Origin of the sequence: Streptomyces sp. IBSBF 2435 (assembly GCF_036815005.1) — a bacterium.
Classification (GTDB): Bacteria; Actinomycetota; Actinomycetes; order Streptomycetales; family Streptomycetaceae; genus Actinacidiphila.
This window is the reverse complement of record NZ_JAJSYW010000021.1, coordinates 20,905-42,351: the sequence shown is the minus strand read 5'-3', so window position 1 is coordinate 42,351 and position 21,447 is coordinate 20,905. Positions and strand designations below refer to the sequence as shown.

Sequence of the window (21,447 nt, the reverse complement as noted above, 5' to 3'; positions counted from 1 at the left end):
CTATCCGTCCCTCGCGGCAGGTCGCCGGGCGGCGCCCTGTCGATGTTGGCCGATGTGCTTGCCGACCGCTCATCCCTGCTTGCCCATACATTGGGCTATCTATATAGTCAGCTATATGAGCGATGGCTGGGAGATCGAGATCGAACCGGAAGTCCGGCGCTGGCTGGACACCCTGTCCGATCGCGACTACCTCGTAGCCGAGCATGCGGCTGAACGTCTGCTCGACGCGCCCACCACCCTCTCCGAGCCCTACGCCCGATACCTCGGCGACGGGTTACGGGAACTACGGTTCAGCCTCGGCCACGACGGCAACGCCGTCCGTCTGACCTACTGGCTCGCCTCCGAGCGCCGGATCGTGCTGCTGACCGTGTTCCGCAAGACGCGGATGCGGGAGGATGCGGAAGTGGATCGTGCGAAGCAGGCCAGAAAGGCATGCGAGGCCGAGCGCCACACCGCGCACGACGAGTTCACCCGCGATGTCACGAAAGGAGAAGGCCCGTGAACCACGCCCAGTGGAAGCTCGCCCGCGAGCGGAAGGCCGCAGAAGGCTACGCCGAACCTCCCGAAGTGGAAGCGACGCGCACCGAGATCCGGATGGCCTTCGACCTTGGGCAAGCGGTGTACGACCGCCGGACCGAACTGGGAATCTCCCAGACCGAACTTGCCCGACGAGCCCGCATGACGCAGCCCCAGGTGTCCAAGCTCGAACTCGGTGGCACCGTCCCTACCCTTCCCCTGCTCGCCCGGCTTGCGGGAGCACTCGACGCGTCGCTCAACATCGCCCTCGACGGCGACACCTCCACTGTCGCCTTCATCCCCCACGCAGCATGAGGGCACTGGTCTCAGTTCTGGTCTCATTCGGCTCCGTCCGACGGCGTACGGAGCCCGGCCCACCACTTGATTCATCGCAGGTCAGACCGGATCTGGCTCGTGGCGGACGCCGTAGTGACCGGTTGGAAAGCGTGTTGGGGGCAACCCCTCACGAGTTCGCATCTCGTATCCTCCGTACACCGCCTGACCAGGCGAAACGGGGTGCCGAGCCGCTCCTGCGGTCCGACACCCCGCTATGGTTAGATTGCAGTTTGGGTTGCATTTATGTCACCGCAATTCAGGCATTCAGGACCTACGTCATTATCCCCAGTCTCGGCATCACACCAACTGGGGCCGCAAGGTGGACCAATCGTCCAGATGGGCGGCCAGCAGTGGGTCCCGAAGGCGGCTGCGGTGTTGCTCCGCGGCTCGGATGAGGTTCCTGGCGTGGCGTGGCGTGGCGTGGCGTGAGCGGAGCAGCTTTGCGCATGAGCAGGAGTGGAGGTCGCGGCGGCGGGCGAGATTCGCCGCCGTGCCAGGGATCGCTTCCAGGCAGTCGCGGACCAGAGTGTCGGCCTCTGGGAGCACGGTCCGGTCGGGCAGCGGGGCGTACCGGTCATGGAGCGCCGCGACGAACCAGGCGCGCGATTCGACCGTCGCCGCGGTGGTGAACAGCCCCTGCCGCTCGCCCTGGTCGAGGAGCCAGAGTTTGAGTCCGATCCAGGAAACCTGGCTCTCCCGTTGCTGGGCGATGCGGAAGTCGATGACTTGCAGGTGATAGAGCCACCAGTTGGTCCGCCCCGCTTCCGGCGCGGATCCGCGACGGGCCAGCCAGTCCAACCGCTCCTCCGGGGTGGCCCCGAGCAGGTGGTCGAGACGGTCCAGCGCCGGGCTGCGACGGGCAGAGCCCTGGGAGCGCACGACTGCCTGCCCGACGGTGAGCGGTGCTCCGATCCGGTAGACGGGCAGGTCGTCCGTGCCGGAGGACAGGCTGTTCCTTCGCGGGCCGGTCATGACGGAGACCCCGCTTTCGGGCTGCCACAGCTCACGGAAGTCCGGATCGGCGCCGGGGACATCCCGCAGCGGCCACCGCTCGGCATCCATCAGCGCCCTCAGCTCCTCGAGGCGGGGCGGCGCGGAGGGGAACGTGCCGTAGGCCGCCCTGATCGCAGGGCTGACCGCTTCCGTGCCGGCCGTCTCCAGGCGGTGGACCTGAACGGCGAATCCCACTCCCGACCATGTCCGGTCGGCTCGCCGACGCTCCCATGTGAACTCGACCAGCCCGAAATCCCGGATCATCGCACCGCGCGACCGGTACTCACCGAAATCCGTTCCCAGCACGGCAGTCACCTGCTCCGGCGTGCTGTGCGCATCGAGGCCGAGCACGGTGCCGGAGGAGAGCACATCGGCGTAGAACTCAACATCGCTCACCGGCCGCATTCTCCCCTCACCTGCCGCCCGACCCGTCGGGCTGTTTCGTCGTCCAGCGGACGTCACAGGGACGTGGCGCCGATGCGGGACGCGAGTGCCCCGGTCAGCGGGTAGCGGCGTTCGACCGGCAACAGCCGTGCGGCCTCAGCCGTCAGACCGTCCCCGGTCAGTGCGTGGACCGCATGGCTGAGTTCGGTGACGTCGTCGATGCCCACGATCCACTCGTCGACGTAGCGGTGAACGGCCTCGCCGCGCAGGCCGACCTGGAGGGAACGATCCGGCATCGGCTGCAGGCGCCGGTCCCGCTCCGGGTCCCACTGGATGCGCACGGAGCTGCGGCGCATCTCGCGTTCCACTGGTCGCGGGACGCGTGCAACCGGCCGTTGTACCCGGACAACACGCTGTGGGCGAGAGCCCACTCGAACCCCTCACGGCGGATCCGGATCGCCAGCACCCTCTCCTGCCCCACCGCCGAACCCCAGGAACTGCGGTACATCATCGGCAGGAACGAGGGCTTGATCCACGTCATCCGCCCGCGGTCGTAGCCGTCGGAAAACCGTCCCGCGGCAGCCGCCGGGTAGGCGGTCTCCGGCGAATACGCCTGGTAGACCGTGACCGTCTCGGCGGAATAGAGGGCGCGGATCTCGCGCGTCACGACAGACACAGGTGCCATGCTCGCCATCGATGCCGTCACGGGCCACCGGGTTTTCACCGCCGAGCGGCACTTGCTGCCCTGGCCTGGACGTTCACCGGCCTGGGCTCGCTGTGACTCGCGAGGACGCGTCACCCGCGATCCTGCGTAGATACGGAAGTACGCACGCGCTCCGTTGCGTGTCCGACAGATGATCGTCGCTCATCGCACCAGCGGCGACCGCGCGACGAGCCGGAGTCCGCGGCCCTCGGCGGAGTCCTTGCGATGGACATCGCTACGACCTTTTTCACGAGGACGGCCGGCACACCACAGCTCGCGTGCCAGCCCGCCCTCGGGCACGCGGTCGCAGGGAGACGGCCGTCCTGCTGCGGCATCGTTCGTGTCCCCGCCATCTCACCAGGACCGCAGCGCCGTTCATGGTGACGGCTCCGGAACTCAGGGTGGAGACCGGTCAGGCCAGATCCGGATCCGACATGATCCAGATGAGGTCGCAGATACGTATTTGCCGTTCGCCGGGATAGATGCTGTAGCTGAAGAAGACGCCTTCACGGGGCACGGCCACGCTATACCAGATGACACCGTCGATTTCCATTGGCAGTCCCGGCGGCGTCTTGCCCGACTCGACGGAGTCGCCCACTTCGAGAGCCAGCGCGCGGAAGAAGAGGACCATCTGGTCGTGGAGTTCCCTGCATCCCGACATCCCCATGTCATGCAGGACTTCGGCCGCTCTGAGTTCGGCGACGGCCTGCCAGCCGCGTGACACGGGCCTCACCGGTGATCATCCGCGCACAAGTCCGGGAGGCGTACCAGGTCACGGCCGGCGACCGTCCTGGTCAGACGGTGTTCACGGCCGGGCACCGCATCGAACATCGCCTCCATCCACCACACATTCATTACGTCGTCGAGTTCCGGCCCCAGCGGCGCATGCCAAAGCGCCGTGTGGAACGCCTGTCGCTTCTCCTCACCGAGCGCAGCGCTGATCGCTGCGATCGTGCGGGGTAAGGGCCGGGTGCTCCTGCCCTTACCGGAGGGGGCGGGGGATGTCATCGCATGCGTCTCCAGGGTGGGGTTGCCGATGTCACGGCTCATCGTTTCCGGCTTCACGCTAGCCATTCGTACGGCACGGAGCGAAGTTTCCGAGAGGAGAACAGACTTTCGCAGCGCCCTGGCACGGGCGCGGCCGTGGAAAGGCAGAGACACGCCTACGCACTGCCGCCGCTGTCGGTCCTGGCGCAGCAGCTCGGTTCCTGCTCGTGTCGCGGTATGTCGGGACCTCACCATGGGCGCCACGGTCGTTGCAGCGGCGGAGCGCCCGGGGGCCGTAGGGCTGTATGAACCGTGCCAGGTCGGCAGGAAGAGGGCCGCGGCGGCTTCCCGCATAGGCGTCGCGGGCGCGCGGAGCCTGGGCTGCCGACCCGTTTGCCCGGCGACGCCATACGTGCCCCTCACGAGTTCGAATCTCGTATCCTCCGCACCTGCCCACCAGGGATACGGGCACTGATGCGCTGGTCTGTGAAGTCTCAGGAGATGCTTGACGCTTCGTCCTCAGAGCTTGCTTGACGTGGTCGGAGGGCCTGCTGCCCGCGCCTGAGGGTAGGCGACTGGCTCTGGGTGACGGGGCGTTGGGGGGATGCGATGAGCAGTGAGGTCCATTGCGCTGTGGTGGACTGGGAGGGCGAGCGGCGCTGGTACGACCCGGCGTGGGCACGCATCGCCGTGGTGCTACTGGTGTATGCCGGGCTGATAGCCGGGTGGTCGCTGTGGCTGCCCGACAATCCCGGCGGCTTCGGTGGCGGCCTGGCGGCTTCCGCCGGTGTGACGTGGCAGACGCTGGCGATCCGGCGGCAGGTCGCAGCTGAGACCGGCCTGAAAACCTGGCAGGTTCCGGTGGCCTCCCGGCGACTGCGCCAGGGCCGCATCCCCCGCGACCCTGCGGCCCGACACGCGATGGCGCTCCTGGCCCGACGCCAGCGCACGGCACTTGAAAGGGGCCGCTGGATGAACCCCGCACTCGCCGTTGTCTTCGGGATGCTCGGCATCGCCTGCCTGGTCACGAGCCGGACGGCCCTGGGGACACTGGCACTGGTGGCAGCCGCTGGCGTCGGAACCGGCGCAGTGGCCGGCCGACGCGCACTCCGGCGCCTCGACCGGATCGAGAAACAGCTGTCCCCGCCGCCACCACCGCTGACAACCGGTCCCGTGTACGGGTCATGACCAGTGCCGCGCAGGTTCTGATAGGGAGTACCACGTGAGAACAAGCCTGACCATCGCAGTGGGCGTAACCCGTCTGCCCGGAGGTCCGCTCGTCGACCTCCTGGGCATAGCCGTGTGCATAGCCGTCTTCGCCGTCATCGTCATCATCGGCAAGCACCGCGCGCGCAGGAAATGACGGCCCAACAAGCGGCCCGGCCCCTTGCGGACAGGCGGAGTTCGGCACACCTCACCACAACCCCGCGGTCCGGACCCGCCGCCGACCGGTGCACAATCGTCGCACCCCAGACCGCTAGGCGCCCGGCACCCGGCTACCGCGCAGGGCGGTGGCCAGGCCGCCGGCCTCGGTCTGGCGTACCGGCAGGCGGCTCCTGCACCTCGTCGTCGCCATCCCCTGCTACCTAGCCTTCCTTTGGGCCGCCTGGGACAGCAAGAAGCAGACCTTCGCCGACAAGATCGTCCACACCGTCGTCATCAAGCCCTGACGTCACCACAGCCCGTATGTCAGCAGACGATGAGCCACATCCCGACCGGAATGAGCACGATTCCGGCGACGGCGAACAAGCGGCCCCCGGGTGAGGGAGAAGGATGCCGTCGAGGCTCGGGTACCAGTCGCCCGGGCTCCACCCCTCTCGCGCGGAGAGCAATCTGATTGACCTGCAGTCCTTCTACGAGCCGAAGCCGTACAGAACCAACTTCAGCGAAAGCCACAAAAGGAGCATCTCGCCTTCAGGCCGAGATCCACCTTCCCGGCAAACAGGGTACGGCCGACGAGAAAAGCAGCCAGTTCATTTCACGAGGGACTGCAACCAGGGCAGCACCGCGTCAATATCGCCCCGCCCCGACGCTGCACGAGATCACGCGCGTCCTGCTGGACCCCAATGTCTGCCGCGCGCAGGCACGCCTAAGCCCCGGCCGACACCGGTGACCCTCCCAATCCACGCTGATACGCCTGCCTTTTTCTCCACAGGGCCAGGCTTGCGGAACCGCACGCACGGCCCCCGATCACCAGTCCGACCACGGTCAGCACCCCGCACCCCGGAGGGTTGCAGTTCGGGTTGCGTTTACCCCTGTTCGCGGATGTCCGCAGGGACCGCCAGCCCACACGGCACCCCAGCTCAGAACCGTGGCGAACCCCGCCGTACCGCGGGACGGGCAGTTGGAAAGCGTGTTGGGGGCAACCCCTCACGAGTTCGAATCTCGTATCCTCCGCCAGTGCCTCACCGGGCATGACGTCGATGGCCACTGCAGGCTCTCGGCTTCGAGGTCAGCAGTCAGCAGCGGCGGCCGGGCATTTTCTGATCTTGCGACCAGGGACTCGGCTGGACTCCTACGCTATGCATCCACGCGTGTATAATAACTCGGATCGATGATATCAAGGGAGGTAGCTGTGAGTCGAACGGTGATCGACCTCGACGACGAGTTGCTGGCCGGTGTGGCCCAGGCGCTGGGTACGAACACTAAGAAGGACACGGTCAACATGGCTCTGCGTGAGGTGCTGGACAACCGCCGGCGTGCCCTTGCCCTCACCCGTCTGCGGACGGCCGCGGACGAGGGCGGCTTCGACCTGGATCTGTTCGAGGACAAGAGGAACTACCGCCGGTGAGCGCGGCACAGTTCCTGATCGACACCAGCGCTCTCGCCCGCTTCATGCGAGGGGACGCCGAGCAGTACGGCTGGGACAGAGCAGCTGCAGCGGGCCTCATCGCAACCTGCCCGGTGACGGAGCTGGAGTTCTTCTACAGCGCGCGGTCTGCCGAGGATCGGGCCCAGGGCATCGACGACATGCGCCTGCTCTTCGGCTGGGTGCCGGTGGACGACCGGGCCTACGACCGGGCCTGGCGCGTCCAGGAGCTGCTGACCCGCAAAGGGCAGCACCGCAGTGCAGGCCCGGTGGACCTGGTGGTCGCGGCGACCGCGGAACTGCAGGGACTGACCCTCCTCCACCGCGACCGGGATTTCGAGTGCATCGCCGCCGTCACCGGGCAGCCCCTCCAGTGGTACGGCCCCGACGCCGGGAAGTAGCCCGACTGCGCGAGGCGTCGACGGTCTCAGTCCTGGTCTCATTCGTGCCCGTTCATCGGCGTCCGCACGTCTCTCGCCCGACCGCTCCATCGCAGGTCAGAGCGCCTGGAGCCATCCGCGAACTCGAAGGCGATGCGTTGGAAAGCGTGTTGGGGGCAACCCCTCACGAGTTCGGATCGCGTATCCTCCGCCAGTGCCTCACCGGGCACGACGTCGTTGGCCCCCACTGCTCGCAGCGGGGGCCGACGACATTCGTGGTCTCGCCCTGTGTGGATCCGCAGCCCACCGCTGACTGGGGCGCAAGCCGTTGTCCGTCCACCTCTACGACGGCTACGGGCCTCTGCCGTGGCGGATGGCGCCGTCGTGGGGCTACCAGGGGAGGGGGCGGGGCGGCGGTCCCACCACCAGCCGGCGTCGTCCGTGCCGGGGACGTCCAGGTCTGGTTGCTTGCCGAGGTCCAGGTACCAGGCGGGACCACCGCGGCCTCCAGCAACTCGGCCGCCCGCTCTGGAAGCTGCTGTTGCAGGTGGTCCAACTCGTCCCGTGCCATGAGGTTTTGTACGTACAGGTCCGCCGGGTACCAACCCGCGGGAGCCCAGTCGTCCGTCATCGTCTGTACGAGGTGTTCCCATGCGCCCAAGTTCGTCGCAGCCGTCCAGTACGGGCAGTCGGTTTCGTCGGTTCGGCCCGTCCCCAGAGCGTTGAGAGATGTGACGAAGCGGTCGCTCACCGGTGTCGGCTTCCGCTGGTCGTACACGATCTCGGGGATCCGGATGACCCTGGCGCGCGGGAGGTCGGCAACAGGCGCTTCGACGGCATCGACCGTGGACACAGGCTTCTCGTCGTCCGAGTCGAGCAGCCGGGCCCGGGTGACCGTACCATCGGCGGTCGCGAGCCAGTACGCGCTCGGCCGGATCGACTCCGTCGGTTAGAGGACCGAGCGGCCGAGCACACGCGCGAGCGCTGCGGCCAGCTCCGGCTCACTCTGCTGCGGCTGAACGCTGTCCTGGGCATAGACGTCCAGAGATGTCCTCACATCGCCTCCGACCGCGTGCGTTCCGCAGAGCATCGGCGCGTCCCGGTTCCGCGCGTCCTGATCGGAGTTCTCGTCGGCCACATCGACATCACGGACGGCCACTCGGAAGCACTCGGCAAGTGCTGCGGCTACAGCCGGTGCTTCATGGGACCGTTCGTCCGGAGCTGGCTGCTCCGTGTCCGGGCTTCTCTCCGGGACGGCGCTCACGACGTGCGTTGCCCGCAGGACAATTGACGGTGGTCTTTGGGCGAGACGCCGAACATCTGCCGGAAGTCGCGCGCGAACTGGTCAGACCGGCGATACCCGACAGCCGACATGACGTCACAGATGGGAAGGCTCGCCAGCGCCGGATCCTCCAGTCGACGGCGGGCTTCCTGAAGGCGCAGGTTCTTGGGGAACCGCATCGGCGTGAGTTCGGCGTCCTGGAATAATGAGTAGAGGTACCGGGTGGACAGGTTCGCTGCTGTGGCGATCTCCTCCGGGCCGAGCGCCGGATCGCCAAGATTCCGGCGAATGATTCCGCTGATGTGAGTCCGCTGCAGCAACCGGTGTGTCTGCGGAGTGATTCCACCCGGCTCACCGAGTCTCTGACGAATCAGTCCGACCACGCATTCGTACAGAACCTCCGCCAGCGCCGGGACCTCTAGGCCGGCCGGTTCGGTCAGCCCGATCAGGAACTGCGCGAGCGCACTGCGCCCCGGTACGTTTTTGGGCGTGACGCTGCCGACGAGCGGACGAACGGCAGCGTAGTCAACGGGCACCAGGGCCCGTGGAAACGTCAGCATGGCCGTCTGAATGAGGCCGGTCGGATTCGTCGTCTCCCAGGGCTGCGAACTGTCGTACAGCGCGATGTCCCGAGCACGTAAGTCCACGGTGTGCCCTGCGTGCTTCACCCGTATCCCGGGGGTGAGAGCGGTGACCACCCGGTAGCACTCGGGATCACTGACGCCGATCAGACGCTCGGTGCGCCGTACGGAGATCTCGCGGTCTGCGGCGAAGGTGTGGCTCTCGATTTCGAAGTCACTGATTTTCGCGACCGACATCACCGCGCGCAGTTGCCCGGGCGGGCGCCCATGGACGGTCACCGGCGCCAGTTCGGCGGCAGACTCCGCGCGATAGTATTCGTAACGATCGGGCGGGTGAACTGTTGCGGTGTCGTACAGCGTGTCCATCGCTTCTGCCTTCCTTGCCGGCCATAAGAAGCATTGTGGGCCGGCGTACGCGCCGCGGAGTTGGCTACGGGCGCACAAGAGCGGCCCAGCACTGGGCCGCGCTGCGCCGCCGCCACGGATCGGTACCTGAGGGCGGTCACCCGGGCGCTGCTGCCGCCGGCACGCCGAACGGCCGGCTCCCGGGCAAGGAGGACCGGTCCTGCGACTGCGGTGTCAGTGCGTTGGAGTAGCGTTCCCGTCATCGCGCAGGCCGGCCGGGCAGGAAGGATCGGGATGGGGACGGAACAGGTGGCTCTTGAAGCCGCTCTCCACGATGCCGAGCAGAGGCTGCAAGCCGCTGTTCGATCAGGTGACGCGCAGGCATTGGACCTGCTCCTGGACGACCGCGTCGTGTACACAGGACCCGACGGCAGCACCGTGACGAAGGAGGAGGACCTGGGAGCGCACAGGTCCCGGACCCTGACCGTCGAGGTCTTCGACCAGCAGGACCTGCAGGTGACCGTGGTGAACTCCACCGGGATCACCCGCGTGCTGGCTGGGCTTGAGGGCACCGCCGGGGGACATCCGTTCACGGCGCGCCTTCGCTACACCCGCACCTGGATACACGCTGACGGCACCTGGCGCGTCCTTGCCGCCCACGCCAGCGCCGTCCCGGATGCCGGCTAAGGACTTACGGATCGGCCGGGTGGGCGGGTGAGGCGCCCATAACGACCCCGTGACCCGTGGGAAAGCGTGTTGGGGCAACGCCGCACCCGGCCGGCACGGTTGCATTGGCCGAGGGACGGGCCCCGCACGGGCAGGAGACACGGAGGCCGCAGCGCCGCCCGTCTCGCCGCGCCAGGACCCGGGCATCGCGGTATGTCCGGCACGCGCTTCGGATCAGGACGTATCTCTGCAGGAGGACTGCTTCATGACTGACCGGCCCTTGACGCTCATGGCGGTACACGCCCACCCCGACGACGAGGCCACCGGAACCGGCGGCATCCTCGCGCGGTACGCGGCGGAGGGCATCCGCACGGTTCTCGTGACGTGTACCGACGGCGGTTGCGGTGACGGGCCGGAGGGCGTGAAGCCTGGCGATCCCGGGCACGATCCGGCGGCGGTCACCGCGATGCGCCGTCAGGAGCTCAAGGCGAGCTGCGACGTCCTCAAGATCAGCGATCTGGAGATGCTGGACTACGCCGACTCGGGGATGATGGGCTGGCCGAGCAACGACGCCCCTGGGGCCTTCTGGCGGACCCCGGTCGAGGAAGGCGCCGCCCGACTCGCGGAACTCATGCGGCACTACCGACCTGATGTGGTCGTCACCTACGACGAGAACGGCTTCTACGGCCACCCCGACCACATTCAGGCCCACCGCATCACGATGGCGGCGCTGGAGATGACCGCGCCGACACCGAAGGTGTACTGGACCACGGCGCCCCGCTCGATGATGCAGCGGTTCGGCGAGGTGATGCGCGAGTTCGGTGCGGACATGCCCGAACCGGACCCTGCCGAGACCGCCGCGATGGCCGGGATCGGCCTCCCCGACGACGAGATCACCACGTGGGTGGACACCACCGCGTTCAGCGGTCAGAAGTTCGACGCGCTGGCCGCGCACGCCAGTCAGGGCGAGAACATCTTCTTCCTCAAGATGGGCAGGGAGCGGTTCGGCGAGTTGATGGGCGTGGAGACCTTCGTACGGGTCCGGGACACCACCGGCGCGGCCGTACCCGAGAACGACCTCTTCGCCGGGCTGCGCTGATCCGCCCGTCCGACCACCTGCCGGCCGGCGGATGGGGCGGCGGCCGGCAGGTGGTCGGCGTTGGCGTGGTCGAGGTCCTCGTACGCCTCTGTCCGGACGCTCTCGCCGGTGTCGACCGTGATCAGGCGGCGCCGTTCCACTGGCAGAACAGGACGGTGGCGTCGTCCTCAAGGCGGCCTTGCTGGTGCTCCAGGAGGGCGTGGATGAGACGGCGCAGCGTTTCGGCGACCGTCAGGCCGGCCGCGTGGTGGCGTATGACGAAGTCGGTGAACCGGTCGATGCCGAACTGCCCTCCGTCGGCGTCCCGCGCTTCGGTGATGCCGTCGGTGTAGAGCAGCAGCCTGTCCCCGGGTTCGAGCTGTTCGCGGCACACGGTGATCGGCAGCTTGAGATCGGCGCCCATCGGACCGGCCGGGGGGCAGCGGACAACGCTGGCCCAGCGCCCGCCACGGATGACGATGGGCAGCAGGTGGCCGCGGTTGACCCAGGTCAGGACTCCGGTGTTCAGGTCGAGATCGGCAAGTATGCCGGTGGCGTAGCTTCCGTGATCGAACTGCTGGAGCAGCAGGTCCTCGATGGCCCGGCTCACTTCGGCGATGCCCGCGCCCTGCCGGCGCTCATTGCGGCAGGCGGCCATCACCAGACTGGCGGTCAGCCCTGAAGTGGTGTTGTGGCCCATGGCGTCGAAGACCGCCAGGTGCACCGTGTCGCCGCATATCGCGTAGTCGAAGCCGTCGCCGGCGACCTGGTACGCCGGTTCCATGGCGGCACTCACGGTGACCCGCTCGTTGGCGAACGTCGGCGGCGGCATCAGCGTCCACTGCAACTCCGCGGAGACGGCCATGTGCCGGGTTCGGATCAGCCGGGCGTAAGAATCGCTCTGCGCGCGCTTGGCGATCAGCAGCAGCCCGGTCACCAGGGCGAGGGACTGCGCGGCGGGCAGATCCGCTTCCGCGTTCTTCTGCGAGCGCAGGCGCAGGACACCCAGGCGCTGCGTGCCGTCCACGATCGGGAGCCAGTGCTCGCGTCCGCCCGAACCGCTCAGAATCTGCTCGGTCTGGTAGGCCCGGCCCGCCAGCGTGGAGTCGATGCGCAGTTCGGCGCCGCCTGCACCGGCGTTCTGGCCGTGCCCGGTGACCTCGCGCAGCACATCCTGCTGGAGGTCCGCCACGTACAACCGGGCCCGGCCGACACCGAGGCGTCCCGCGGCGGCGTCCAGCAGCGCCGGCAGCTGCTCGAAGGCCGCTCGGCAACTGTCCTTCAGCAGGCGGGTCAGCGCGCCGGACCCATCGGTGTGCGGTGCTGCCATAGTGAACCCCGGGGAAGAGGGGATGGAGCCGGTCCGCCCCATGCGGCCCGCGGCCACCAGCAGCGCGACGGACGACTGCGAGAAGCCCCGGCGACTCGGTCGCCGTCACCCTACCGCCGCCGCGGCACAGTCGGCCCGGGGCCAGGTGGGGCACACCGCCCGCAATTCCCTCAGGTTCAGGACGAATGCCCGGCCGTGTCCGGTCGGGGCGAACCGGCCAGCGGGTGGCATCATAGCGGTGTGGACACGCCTAAGTTGGCCCTCGCCGCCCAGCGGTACGACGACGCCGAAGACGCCCGTGAGGCGGCGGCGGACGACCTCAAAGCCGAGAGCGCAGCCGCCCTGGCGCAGGGGGTCGACGAGGATGAGGTCGCCGAAGCCATCGGCAGACCGCTGGAGGACCTGCACAGGCTCTGACGGCTACGCCCCGGCGCCGCTGAACGCACCGTGACCGCGACCGAGCGTGCCGTCATGGCCGAACGGCGGGACACCGCCGGGCGCGGGGTCACTGCTGGGATCAGGCCCGCGGTGTGCCACCGTCCGCCGCCAGCCGGGTCAGCCATTCGCGCAGCAGCCGCTGCTCGGCGTCGCTCAGAACACCGGCGTCATCGGGGAGGGCAGCGCGCAGCGCGCGGGCTGCTGGGGCGGGGCCGGACTCGGTATCGGGGACCGCCGGCTCGGCGCGGGTGACGGCGGCGACCATCGACTCGCGCAGGATGGTCAGCAGCGCCGGATCACGGCGTTCCGCGGGCGTGGAGTGCCAGGTGGCGACGGCGCCTTGGCCGGTGGCCTGGATGATCTGGGCGGCCAGCTCCTCGTCGACCCGCAGCCACGCACCGGCGGCCAGCCGGCGCACCCGCCCGCGGAGGATCTCCAGGCCCGCGCGGTGTGCCGCGTCCGGTCCCCGGCCGGTGGCCCGGTTCATCACCGCGAACAGCTCCGGGCGGGAGACCCCGAACCCCACCACCAGGTCCCAGCCGCGGCGCAGCTCCTCCACCGGGTCCGGCGGCGCGGGATCGAGCTGCGCGCGCTTGCTCTCCAGGAACTGCGCGTAGCCGTGCTCGGCGACTGCCTCCAGCAGCCCCTCCTTGTCGCCGAAGAGGCGGTAGATCGCCGGCGGCTGCATCCCGGCCGCGGCGGCGACCGCGCGGGTGCTCACCGCGTCCGGCCCGCCCTTCTCCAGCAGCTCGACGGCCGCCACGACGATGCGGCGTCGAGAGCTGTCGGCGGTGTCGCGAGGAGGCATGGGTTCAAGGTTATCGGAATGTGCTTCCACCGATAATATCGGTGTTACCGTTGGATTGATTCCACTGGAAGCATCGTTGGGAGAACCCCCGTGATCATCGTGACCGGAGCCACCGGAAAGCTCGGACGCCGCATCGTCGAGCGCCTCCTGGACCGCGTCCCCGCCCACCGCCTCGGGGTCAGTGTCCGCGACCCCCGCAAGGCGCAGGACCTCACCGACCGCGGGGTACGCGTCCGGCAGGGCAGCTTCGACGACCCCGCCTCGCTCGTGCACTCTTTCGAGGGCGCCGAGCAACTGCTCCTCGTATCCCTCGACCGCACGGGCGAGGAGTGCGTCACCGGGCACCGCACCGCCATCGACGCCGCTGTGGAAGCCCGCGTCGGCCGCATCCTCTACACCAGCCAGATGGGCGCCGCCCACGACTCCCGCTTCCAGGCATGCCGCGACCATGCCCGGACCGAGGACCTTTTGCGTTCCACCGGCCTGCCCTGGACCGCGCTGCGCAACGGCTTCTACGCGGCCAGCGCCGTGCTGTTCCTGGAGACCGCGCGCCATACCGGCGACATCGCCCTCCCCGCCGACGGCCCCGTCGCCTGGACCGGCCACGACGACCTCGCCGAGGCCGCTGCGGCGATCCTCGCCGGCGAGGGCCGCTTCGAGGGACCCACCCCGCCGCTCACCGGTCCGGCGGCGCTCGACTTCGACGCCGTCGCCGAGATCGCCGCCCAGGTCACCGGACGGGCCTTCACCCGCACCGTCCTCGTCGCCGACGACTTCCGCGAGCAGGCCCTGGCGCACGGTGCCCCGGCGCCGATCGCCGACCTGATGCTGGACATCTTCGCAGCAGCGCGGAATGCCGAGTTCGCCGCCGTCCACCCGGCGTTGGCCGAACTGATCGGCCGAGAGCCCGCCGCCTTCCGCACCCTGCTGGAGCAGGCATGGGCCGAACAGACCGGGTAGGGCGCACATCCGCGGCCATGACCCCGTCCGCGAAGGACGGGACGGGCAAGGCGCTGGCGGGTACCAGCGTCCTGGCGGGTCGCATGCCGCACGAAGAACGCCTCCGCCGGGGGCTTACACAGAAGCGGAGAGGATGAGCGGACGGCACCCGCCTCCGTACCCGACAGGACCGCTCCCTTCCGCAGGGAGTCCTCACAGCCGGGTAGCGGCCTGGACGAGGGCGGCGACCGCCCGCGAGCGGCTGTGGGGCGGCCACGCGATCACCGTCGTCACCGTCGGCGCGTCGGCCACGGGGACGGTGACGAGGCCGTCCCTCAGCCCGGCGCGCACCGACTCCGGCAGGATCGCCGACGCCCGGCCGAGCGCGATCAGCTGGAGCAGCTGCGTGTGGTTGTGCACCGGCGGCCCGGCACCGTCCGGGAAAGTGCCGTCGGGGTCCGGCCAGCGGGGCATGGGCAGGCCGGGCAGTGCGGCGACGTCGGACATCCGCACATGGGCCCGGCCGGTGAGGGGGTGCCCGGCCGGAAGGACCACGACCTGTCCCTCCGTGTGCAACTCCTCCGTGTCGAGCCCGGCAGTCGAGTCGAACGGCCGGTGCAGCAGGGCCACATCGGCCCGTCCGTCCCGCAGCAGCCGCTCCTGCTCGCCGATCCCGCACAGCATCACGTCGACGGCGACCGCGCCGGGTTCTGCCGCGTAGGCGTCGAGCAGTTTCGCCAGCAACTCGCCCGTCGCCCCGGCCTTCGTGACGAGGACCACGCCGGGGTGGCCGGTCGGCGCGAGAGCGGCGCGGCGGGTCCGGCGCTCGGCGGCATCGATCGCGTCGAGGGCCGCCTGCCCTTCCCGCAGCAGCACCGATCCGGCCTCGGTCAGGGTGACACCGCGGCTGCCGCGTTCCAGCAACGCGGCCCCGAGCCGGCGTTCGAGCTGCTGGATCGCCCGCGACAGCGGAGGCTGGGCGATCCCGAGCCGCCGCGCCGCCCGCCCGAAGTGCAACTCCTCGGCGACGGCGACGAAGTACCGCAACTCCCTCGTCTCCATGCCGCCAAGCTACCTGACTCCGCCTCGGCGCCGGACGGAATCGCCGCGGTGAGCTGGTTCGATACCGGGAAGGTATCGCTGCTTACCCAGACGGTGTTGGCCGCGTCGCGGGGGTGCGGAACACGATGGACCGTATGAGCGGACAGACGATCGCGCTGGTCACCGGCGCGAACAAGGGAATCGGGTACGAGATCGCGGCTGGCCTGGGTGCCCTCGGCTGGAGCGTCGGCGTCGGCGCCCGGGACGAGGCACGCCGGGAAGCGGCCGTACAGAAACTGCGGGCGGGCGGCGCGGACGCGTTCGGCGTGCCGCTCGACGTGACGGACGACGCGAGCGTGGCGGCCGCCGCCCGGCTGCTGGAGGAGCGCGCCGACCGCCTCGACGTCCTGGTCAACAACGCCGGAGTGACCGGCGGCATGCCGCAGACGCCCACCACGGTCGATCCCTCGGCCGTACGGACGGCGGTGGAGACCAACGTGATCGGCGTCATCCGCGTCACCAACGCGCTGCTGCCGCTGCTGCGCCGCTCCGCGTCGCCGCGGATCGTCAACATGTCCAGCAGCGTCGGCTCGCTCACGAGGCAGACCGCCCCCGGCGCCGACACGGGGCCGATCTCCGCGGCGTACGCACCGTCGAAGACGTTCCTCAACGCCCTGACCGTGCAGTATGCCAAGGAGCTGCGGGACACGAACATCCTGATCAACGCCGCCTGCCCCGGCTACTGCGCGACCGACCTCAACGGCTTCCGCGGCGTGCGCACTCCCGAACAGGGCGCGGCGATCGCGATCCGGCTCGCCTCCCTCCCCGACGACGGCCCGACCGGCGCGTTCTTCGACGAGGACGGGGTGGTGCCGTGGTGACCTCGGCAGCGGTCCCGGGCTGAGACCGTAGGACGGGCGTCGGCGGCTTTCTCGGGCAGTCGCGTGCGCCCGCCTCATTCACGTACGTCCGCGGCCGTTCGGAAGCGCCTCGGCTGACTGCCAGCCCGGTCCGGGAGCGACCTGCTCCGGACGACGGGGCTGGTGAGCGGATCAGCAGGCGGTCACGGGCGGGGGAAGACGTCGAGTGGGCCGTGCGGGGTGCGCCGGCCCGCCGAGGGTTCGGGGTGCTCGGGGACACGCTCGCGCAGGATGCCCACGGTGTCCGGCCATACGGTGATCGGCCCCCCGGGGCCGGTGAGGATGCGGTCCCAGTCCTCGGCGGCCGTGGCACCGGCCAGATCGACCACGAACCCGAGGCAGCCGGCCGGGTCGCGGTCGGGGAGGCCGGCCAGCACCGCCAGCGTCAGCTCGGGGAGGCCGGTGGGGGTCAGCGTGATGCTCTGCGTCGACTCGTCCGCTCGCCAGCGACGCGCAGTCCGCCCGAGGCTTGAGGACGGTGATCGCCGTCAGTCTCCCGCCTGCCCGCGGTTCCGGGCAGGAGCCGGCCCCGGCGGCGTACGCCACATAGCCCTCCCCGCGGGCGCGGCCAGCCGGTTCGCCCCGTGAAGCGCGTTCACAGCTTCCGCGTCGCGCACTCCCGTGCGCAGAAGGGCACTCGGCCCTCGTGCCCGCAGGTGCCGCACGCCGGGCAGATCGACTGACTGGTGCCAGGTCCGGCCCAGCAGGGGACAGCCAGAACCGCACCGCCGACGTGACGGTCGAGATGAGGTTCGGGGCCCCCGGCAACAGCGAGGTTGTCCGGGTCGAGCAGCGGATAGCCGGCGCCGCACACCGTGCAGCGCCGCACCTCCCACCGGGTGCTGCACGCGGAGCACGCCGCGGCGAACCCCCCTGCCTCGCGTGGTTCGAAGACCGTCTGCCGCTGCGCACCGGGCTTGGCGCACACCGGGCAGACGGCCAGAAGCTCGGCCTCGGCGGCTGCGTCCTCCAGCGCCTCACGCACGGCACGTTGTCGTTGGGCCGCGTCCCGGGCGGCCCGCCCCCCGCTGGAGCGCCCCCGCGTCCCCTGGAGAATCAGCGGGAGCCGGTCCAGTTCCTCCGGGCGCGGGGGGCGTACGACTGCGACGGCGTCAGGGCGCTCCTCGGTCCAGTCGCAGTCGGCGAGGGCGGACCGCTCTGCCAGGGTGACCGGCACCGTGCGCGGGTAGCGGCGGGCGTCGGCGCCCAGGGTCGCCCACTGGACGGCCCGCACCAGCCGGCTGACGCTGAAGATGTCCAACGGCGACAGGGGCGCGACATCCGCGGGCTCCCCCGGCACGCCGTCGCGGAGCTGCCCGATCCGGTAGGCGGCCTCGACCACGCCGGGCTCCGCCGTCTGCCGTGGGCCTAGCGCGCCTGGATACACGATCAGGTCGTTCTCGCACCCGGTCGGCGGTCGGCGCCCGCGGACGTCATCGATCGACGCGGTGACTGAACCTACGTCAGGGGCGGTGCAGAGATCGGTCGTGATCGGCAGGACGCCCAGCGCCTGCCGCCCGCGCCATTCGAGGACGAAGCCGCCCGTGGAGCGCCAGTGGAGCGACAGCGGCGCGCCGCGGAGCATGAATCGGGCGGTGCGGCCAGGCGCGGGAGCAGGCTGGCCGGCTTCCGGGCTCGCTTTGAGCAGCGTGCAGGCGAGGAGCAGGAGCAGAGCGGTGAACCGTTCGAAGGCCGCGCCGAGTTCCTGCCCGCGGCGGGTACCGTCCGTATCCCCGGCCGGCGCCGCGTCGATCGCCGTGCAGTCCTGCCAGAGCAGGGCCACTCTGCGGTAGTGCGGGTCGTTGCCGAACAGGTTCGTCGGGTGCAGTTCACGCGGGGGCGAGGACCTGTGGTCGACCGCCTGGGCCAGCGGTGAGCCGAGCATGACCTCCACGTGCGCGAGGGAGGATTCGAGGGCCTCCAGGCGGTCGTCCACAGCCGCCTGGTGCTTGCTCGAGTCCTCGATGTTCCGAAGCAGCCCGGTCAGGTCGCGCCGGGCCCGCCAGGAGCTCTCCCCGGAGGACATCAGGAGTCCGTGTACGTCGCCCACCATCCGGCTCAGGTCCCTCATGCCGGCGATTCGCCGCTGGAGATGCGACCGCATGAGGTCGAGGATCGCGACCGCCACCCGGTTCTCGTAGATGTCGACGTCCTCCTCGCTGCGGCGGGCCAGCAGCCGTGCGGGTCTGACTCCGGCGAATGTGCGCGATGCCCAGTCCTCCGGGTGGCCGGCCAGACGTGCCGCCGCGCCGGCTGCCACGGACCGCACCTGAGCTGTCGGTACGGTCTCCTCGACCGTACGCAGGCGCGTGTACGGGCGGTTGCACACGGTGTGGAGTGCGCCGGACCCGCGCTCGAACGCCTCTTCCACGGGCAGGGCCTCCGTCTCGTCGTGGACGTCGAGAACGATCGGCGGCAGGGCCAGCCACTCGTCGAGCCCCGTCGCCCCGGCGGCGAGACGGCTCGACAGGGCCAGCAGATGACGCACCACGAGGGAGTCCGGCTCCGGCTCGGACGGTTCCCGGCTCACCGGCGGCCGCGGGAGCGTATCTCGTCGTCCAGCAGCCGTTGTACCGCCGCGGGGACGTGGCCGCCGTCGAACGCCGTCAGGCTGTCGACCAGATCGGTACGCAGCCTTTCGAGAGTGTCCGCGTGGATGTCGTAGCGGCCCCGGACCGAGCGCAGGATCCGGGTGGCCAGGAGATGGTCGAGCGCCTCTCCCGGGCTGCCCCCGGCGGCGACGACGACGGGCACGAACTCCTTGATCTGCAGCTCGAGCCTGTTGCCCCACCCGAGCCGCATCTCCTCCGCGAGCCGGCCCCGCCAGTGGGCGTCGAGGAAGTCGATGACGCCGTCGGCCTGTGCGCCGTAGGTGGATTGCGCCTCGGTGAACGCCCGGCTGATGCCCCGGTACGCGAGGGGCTCCGCCGGAGCCGACTGCGCATCCGGCAGGGCCGGATGCTGCCACGGCAGTTCCAGTACGAAGGACCGGTCGTAGGTCTTGTCGGCGAAGCCGACCGTCGTCTCGTCGTGGTTGGCGGTTCCGATGAACCAGACGTTCTCCGGGATCGCGATGTGCGTGCCGTCGATGAGCAGTTCGGGAGGGTTTCTGACCGGCGCGCTGGTCAGCGCGAGCCGGGGCTCGCCGCTGATGGCGAGGGCCGACAGCACGCCGCTGAAGTACTGCTCGGGATGGGAGAGGTTCATCTCGTCGAGGATGATGAAGTAGGGCCGGTCCCTGAAGGCGGGACACTGAGCGCGGTACAGGGCCTTGGTGAACTCCGACTCGTAGAAGGTCCGGTCGAAGCTGTTGTAGTAGCCCATGAGGTCCTGCGGGTCCCGCCAGCCGGCTTGGACGGGGACCACTGCCACGCTGCTGCCGCTGCCGAAGGCGGTGGCGAGCGCACGGGCCAGGCCGGTCTTGCCGATGCCGCTGATGCCCTGGAAGAGGTGCAGGCGGCTCATGGCCATCCCGCCCAGGACCAGCCGCAGGTCCGACAGCCGGTAGGAGAGTCCGAGCCGCTCATGGATGACTGCCTGCATCCTGCCCGCGAGGTCCGGCAGTTCGGGCGCGCGCGGGTCCGATGGTGACGGACTGCCGAGGTCCAGGTCCATGCGCGAGCATGCCGGAAGGGCGTTGCCGTCCTTGCCTGCCTGCGCGGTGGCGTTGAGTTTGGCCGCCTCCTCGGTGAGCAGGTGCTGGAGCTGGCTGTTGGCGGCTCGCAGCCAGTTGTTCGTCTCGACGTAGTTCTGCCGCTCGTTGACAGCGATGCGGTCGCGTTGGAGGGCGGACTCCAGCTCGCCGCGCTCTCGCACCAGTTCCTCGTTGTCCGCGGCGAGCTGGACCACCTGCTGCCTCAACTGTTCGAGCATGCGCGCGTCAGCGCGCGGCGCGGAGGCGTTCTCCTCCAGCAGGCGGGCGTTCTCCGCGCGCAGTTGCGTCAGGCGCTCCACCGCCTGGTCCATGGTCATGCCACCGAGTGAGGCAAGCGCGGCGTCGTACTCTCCGAGCTGCGCGCTCAGCCGGGCGAAGCCCTCCGTAGCGGTGGAGAGCCTGCGCCGGGTCTCCTCTCCTTCCTGGACAAGCCGGTCCGTGCGGCTTGCCACCTCACGCTCCAGCCGGCCCGCGCGGCTGGCCTGCTGCTCCATGAGCGCGGCTTTGAGCCGGGCGGCATCCTCGAGCTCGTCCTCCAGCCGAAGACGGGCGGACTGAAGATCCCGCTCGCGCCGGGCGAGATCGCCTTCACGCCGGTCCAGGGCCCTCTGCTCGTCGGCCAGGCCGTCCCGTGCCTGGCTCCACCGGGTCTGCCAGGCCTGCCGTTCGCTGTCGGCGGCCTCCACCGCCGCCCTTCGCTGGTCGGCCATCCACGCGTCCAGCTCCTGGCCCGCCTTCAGACGCCGCTGGGCGAATTCCGCTTCGACCGCCTGCTCGCGGTCGAACAGCTCGCGTTCCCTGCCGTCGATGAGGTCGGTGCGGGTGTCGAGCGTCGCGCGCTGCTGCTGGAGCTCCGCGGACTCCTGCGCCTGGCGGGCGACCGCGGCGTCGAGTTCCGCCCGCTCGGCACGTAACCGCTCCCCCTGGAGGGCCAGGGCTTCGACGGCCCCGGCTTGCCGCTCGGCGAGTGAGCGGTAGAGCTGCCAGGCCTGTTCGAGTGCGGAGGCGTCTTCTGTGGTGCTTCCGGAACCGCCGGAGCCGTCACCCGCCGCAAGGACCGCCTGGGTGTCGTCCGCCGCCTGCTGGATCTCCGCCAGAAGCGCCGCCACACTCGCCCCGTCCTGGGCGTCGGCGGCCGGTGCCGCCGGAACCGGTTGACGGGTACGCGCAGCCGCGGTGCGCTGGGCAGCCGCAGGCTGGCCCGGCCCCGCCGCGTTCCTGGGCTTGCCGTGCGTCCGGGTCTGCCGTTTCGCCAT

Annotated in this window: 24 protein-coding genes and 1 pseudogene; 13 read left to right on the top strand and 12 right to left on the bottom strand. The window is 69.9% G+C overall.

Translation table 11 applies throughout. From position 1 onward, the window contains the following. The first annotated feature begins 115 nt into the window (after nucleotides 1-115). Together V7E46_RS06570 and V7E46_RS06565 are read left to right on the top strand one after the other, a co-directional pair. On the top strand, nucleotides 116-502 hold the full coding sequence (locus tag V7E46_RS06570) for a type II toxin-antitoxin system RelE/ParE family toxin (protein ID WP_333767524.1): 387 nt from the start codon (nucleotides 116-118) through the stop codon (nucleotides 500-502). Next, nucleotides 499-831: a helix-turn-helix domain-containing protein gene (locus V7E46_RS06565; protein ID WP_333767523.1), complete on the top strand. Its 333-nt coding sequence runs from the start codon at nucleotides 499-501 to the stop codon at nucleotides 829-831. Before V7E46_RS06570 ends, V7E46_RS06565 begins: the two co-directional genes overlap by 4 nt. Before the next feature lie 318 nt (nucleotides 832-1,149). Here the strand turns inward: V7E46_RS06565 and V7E46_RS06560 are convergent, their stop codons facing one another. From V7E46_RS06560 to V7E46_RS06545, 4 genes and pseudogenes are all read right to left on the bottom strand, one after another. After that, on the bottom strand, nucleotides 1,150-2,241 hold the full coding sequence (locus V7E46_RS06560; protein ID WP_333767522.1) for a hypothetical protein: 1,092 nt from the start codon (nucleotides 2,239-2,241) through the stop codon (nucleotides 1,150-1,152). Nucleotides 2,242-2,303: 62 nt separating this feature from the next. Further along, nucleotides 2,304-2,914, bottom strand: a pseudogene (locus tag V7E46_RS06555) (DUF4291 domain-containing protein). Between the two features lie 430 nt (nucleotides 2,915-3,344). After that, nucleotides 3,345-3,656, bottom strand: a complete 312-nt coding sequence (locus tag V7E46_RS06550) for a hypothetical protein (protein ID WP_333767521.1) — start codon at nucleotides 3,654-3,656, stop codon at nucleotides 3,345-3,347. A gap of 5 nt (nucleotides 3,657-3,661) precedes the next feature. After that, nucleotides 3,662-3,997 (bottom strand): hypothetical protein, encoded by a 336-nt coding sequence (locus V7E46_RS06545; RefSeq protein WP_333767520.1) that lies wholly within the window; start codon nucleotides 3,995-3,997, stop codon nucleotides 3,662-3,664. Nucleotides 3,998-4,528: 531 nt separating this feature from the next. On the opposite strand from V7E46_RS06545, the gene V7E46_RS06540 reads away from it, so the two are divergent. From V7E46_RS06540 to V7E46_RS06515, 6 genes are all read left to right on the top strand, one after another. Then, on the top strand, nucleotides 4,529-5,107 hold the full coding sequence (locus V7E46_RS06540; protein WP_333767519.1) for a hypothetical protein: 579 nt from the start codon (nucleotides 4,529-4,531) through the stop codon (nucleotides 5,105-5,107). A gap of 34 nt (nucleotides 5,108-5,141) precedes the next feature. Continuing rightward, nucleotides 5,142-5,282 carry a hypothetical protein gene (locus V7E46_RS06535; protein WP_333767518.1) on the top strand — a complete coding sequence of 47 codons (141 nt, stop codon included), beginning with the start codon at nucleotides 5,142-5,144 and terminating at the stop codon, nucleotides 5,280-5,282. Nucleotides 5,283-5,430: 148 nt separating this feature from the next. Continuing rightward, nucleotides 5,431-5,589 (top strand): hypothetical protein, encoded by a 159-nt coding sequence (locus V7E46_RS06530; RefSeq protein WP_333767517.1) that lies wholly within the window; start codon nucleotides 5,431-5,433, stop codon nucleotides 5,587-5,589. A 905-nt stretch (nucleotides 5,590-6,494) separates the two neighbouring features. Then, a complete protein-coding gene (locus V7E46_RS06525; RefSeq protein ID WP_333767516.1) occupies nucleotides 6,495-6,710 on the top strand; it encodes a type II toxin-antitoxin system VapB family antitoxin in 216 nt (71 codons plus the stop codon). Continuing rightward, nucleotides 6,707-7,129 carry a PIN domain nuclease gene (locus V7E46_RS06520; protein WP_333767515.1) on the top strand — a complete coding sequence of 141 codons (423 nt, stop codon included), beginning with the start codon at nucleotides 6,707-6,709 and terminating at the stop codon, nucleotides 7,127-7,129. Before V7E46_RS06525 ends, V7E46_RS06520 begins: the two co-directional genes overlap by 4 nt. A 710-nt stretch (nucleotides 7,130-7,839) precedes the next feature. Then, nucleotides 7,840-8,061, top strand: a complete 222-nt coding sequence (locus V7E46_RS06515; RefSeq protein WP_333767514.1) for a hypothetical protein — start codon at nucleotides 7,840-7,842, stop codon at nucleotides 8,059-8,061. Here V7E46_RS06515 and V7E46_RS06510 read toward each other — a convergent pair. Both V7E46_RS06510 and V7E46_RS06505 read right to left on the bottom strand, forming a co-directional pair. Continuing rightward, nucleotides 8,058-8,246 (bottom strand): hypothetical protein, encoded by a 189-nt coding sequence (locus V7E46_RS06510; protein WP_333767513.1) that lies wholly within the window; start codon nucleotides 8,244-8,246, stop codon nucleotides 8,058-8,060. The two genes, V7E46_RS06515 and V7E46_RS06510, sit on opposite strands and share 4 nt — an antisense overlap. Before the next feature lie 122 nt (nucleotides 8,247-8,368). Further along, on the bottom strand, nucleotides 8,369-9,337 hold the full coding sequence (locus V7E46_RS06505; protein ID WP_333767512.1) for a helix-turn-helix domain-containing protein: 969 nt from the start codon (nucleotides 9,335-9,337) through the stop codon (nucleotides 8,369-8,371). 273 nt (nucleotides 9,338-9,610) lie between these two features. On the opposite strand from V7E46_RS06505, the gene V7E46_RS06500 reads away from it, so the two are divergent. Beyond that, nucleotides 9,611-10,003, top strand: a complete 393-nt coding sequence (locus V7E46_RS06500; protein ID WP_333767511.1) for a nuclear transport factor 2 family protein — start codon at nucleotides 9,611-9,613, stop codon at nucleotides 10,001-10,003. Between the two features lie 244 nt (nucleotides 10,004-10,247). Beyond that, a complete protein-coding gene (locus tag V7E46_RS06495) occupies nucleotides 10,248-11,081 on the top strand; it encodes a PIG-L family deacetylase (protein ID WP_333767510.1) in 834 nt (277 codons plus the stop codon). Between the two features lie 121 nt (nucleotides 11,082-11,202). Here V7E46_RS06495 and V7E46_RS06490 read toward each other — a convergent pair whose 3' ends face one another. Then, nucleotides 11,203-12,390 (bottom strand): PP2C family protein-serine/threonine phosphatase, encoded by a 1,188-nt coding sequence (locus tag V7E46_RS06490; RefSeq protein ID WP_333767509.1) that lies wholly within the window; start codon nucleotides 12,388-12,390, stop codon nucleotides 11,203-11,205. Nucleotides 12,391-12,630: 240 nt separating this feature from the next. Between V7E46_RS06490 and V7E46_RS06485 the strand changes: the two genes are divergently transcribed. Beyond that, nucleotides 12,631-12,807 carry a hypothetical protein gene (locus V7E46_RS06485; protein ID WP_329177393.1) on the top strand — a complete coding sequence of 59 codons (177 nt, stop codon included), beginning with the start codon at nucleotides 12,631-12,633 and terminating at the stop codon, nucleotides 12,805-12,807. A 100-nt stretch (nucleotides 12,808-12,907) separates the two neighbouring features. Here V7E46_RS06485 and V7E46_RS06480 read toward each other — a convergent pair whose 3' ends face one another. After that, nucleotides 12,908-13,636, bottom strand: coding sequence for a TetR/AcrR family transcriptional regulator (locus V7E46_RS06480; RefSeq protein ID WP_333767508.1), 729 nt, complete (start codon nucleotides 13,634-13,636; stop codon nucleotides 12,908-12,910). A 90-nt stretch (nucleotides 13,637-13,726) separates the two neighbouring features. Here V7E46_RS06480 and V7E46_RS06475 point away from each other — a divergent pair, with 90 nt between their 5' ends. Beyond that, nucleotides 13,727-14,596 (top strand): NAD(P)H-binding protein, encoded by an 870-nt coding sequence (locus V7E46_RS06475; RefSeq protein ID WP_333767507.1) that lies wholly within the window; start codon nucleotides 13,727-13,729, stop codon nucleotides 14,594-14,596. A 192-nt stretch (nucleotides 14,597-14,788) separates the two neighbouring features. Here V7E46_RS06475 and V7E46_RS06470 read toward each other — a convergent pair whose 3' ends face one another. Next, nucleotides 14,789-15,637, bottom strand: coding sequence for a LysR family transcriptional regulator (locus V7E46_RS06470; RefSeq protein WP_333767506.1), 849 nt, complete (start codon nucleotides 15,635-15,637; stop codon nucleotides 14,789-14,791). Nucleotides 15,638-15,771: 134 nt separating this feature from the next. Between V7E46_RS06470 and V7E46_RS06465 the strand changes: the two genes are divergently transcribed. Beyond that, nucleotides 15,772-16,497: an SDR family oxidoreductase gene (locus V7E46_RS06465; protein WP_333767505.1), complete on the top strand. Its 726-nt coding sequence runs from the start codon at nucleotides 15,772-15,774 to the stop codon at nucleotides 16,495-16,497. Between the two features lie 182 nt (nucleotides 16,498-16,679). Here the strand turns inward: V7E46_RS06465 and V7E46_RS06460 are convergent, their stop codons facing one another. The 3 genes from V7E46_RS06460 to V7E46_RS06450 all read right to left on the bottom strand — a co-directional run bounded on the left by V7E46_RS06460 (nucleotide 16,680) and on the right by V7E46_RS06450 (nucleotide 21,447). Then, the gene (locus V7E46_RS06460; RefSeq protein WP_333767504.1) at nucleotides 16,680-16,913 is read right to left on the bottom strand and encodes a hypothetical protein; all 234 of its coding nucleotides are present in this window, start codon (nucleotides 16,911-16,913) and stop codon (nucleotides 16,680-16,682) included. A gap of 218 nt (nucleotides 16,914-17,131) precedes the next feature. Next, complete coding sequence (locus V7E46_RS06455; RefSeq protein WP_333767503.1) at nucleotides 17,132-19,066, bottom strand: DUF2357 domain-containing protein; 1,935 nt, start codon at nucleotides 19,064-19,066, stop codon at nucleotides 17,132-17,134. After that, complete coding sequence (locus tag V7E46_RS06450; RefSeq protein WP_333767502.1) at nucleotides 19,063-21,447, bottom strand: hypothetical protein; 2,385 nt, start codon at nucleotides 21,445-21,447, stop codon at nucleotides 19,063-19,065. Before V7E46_RS06450 ends, V7E46_RS06455 begins: the two co-directional genes overlap by 4 nt.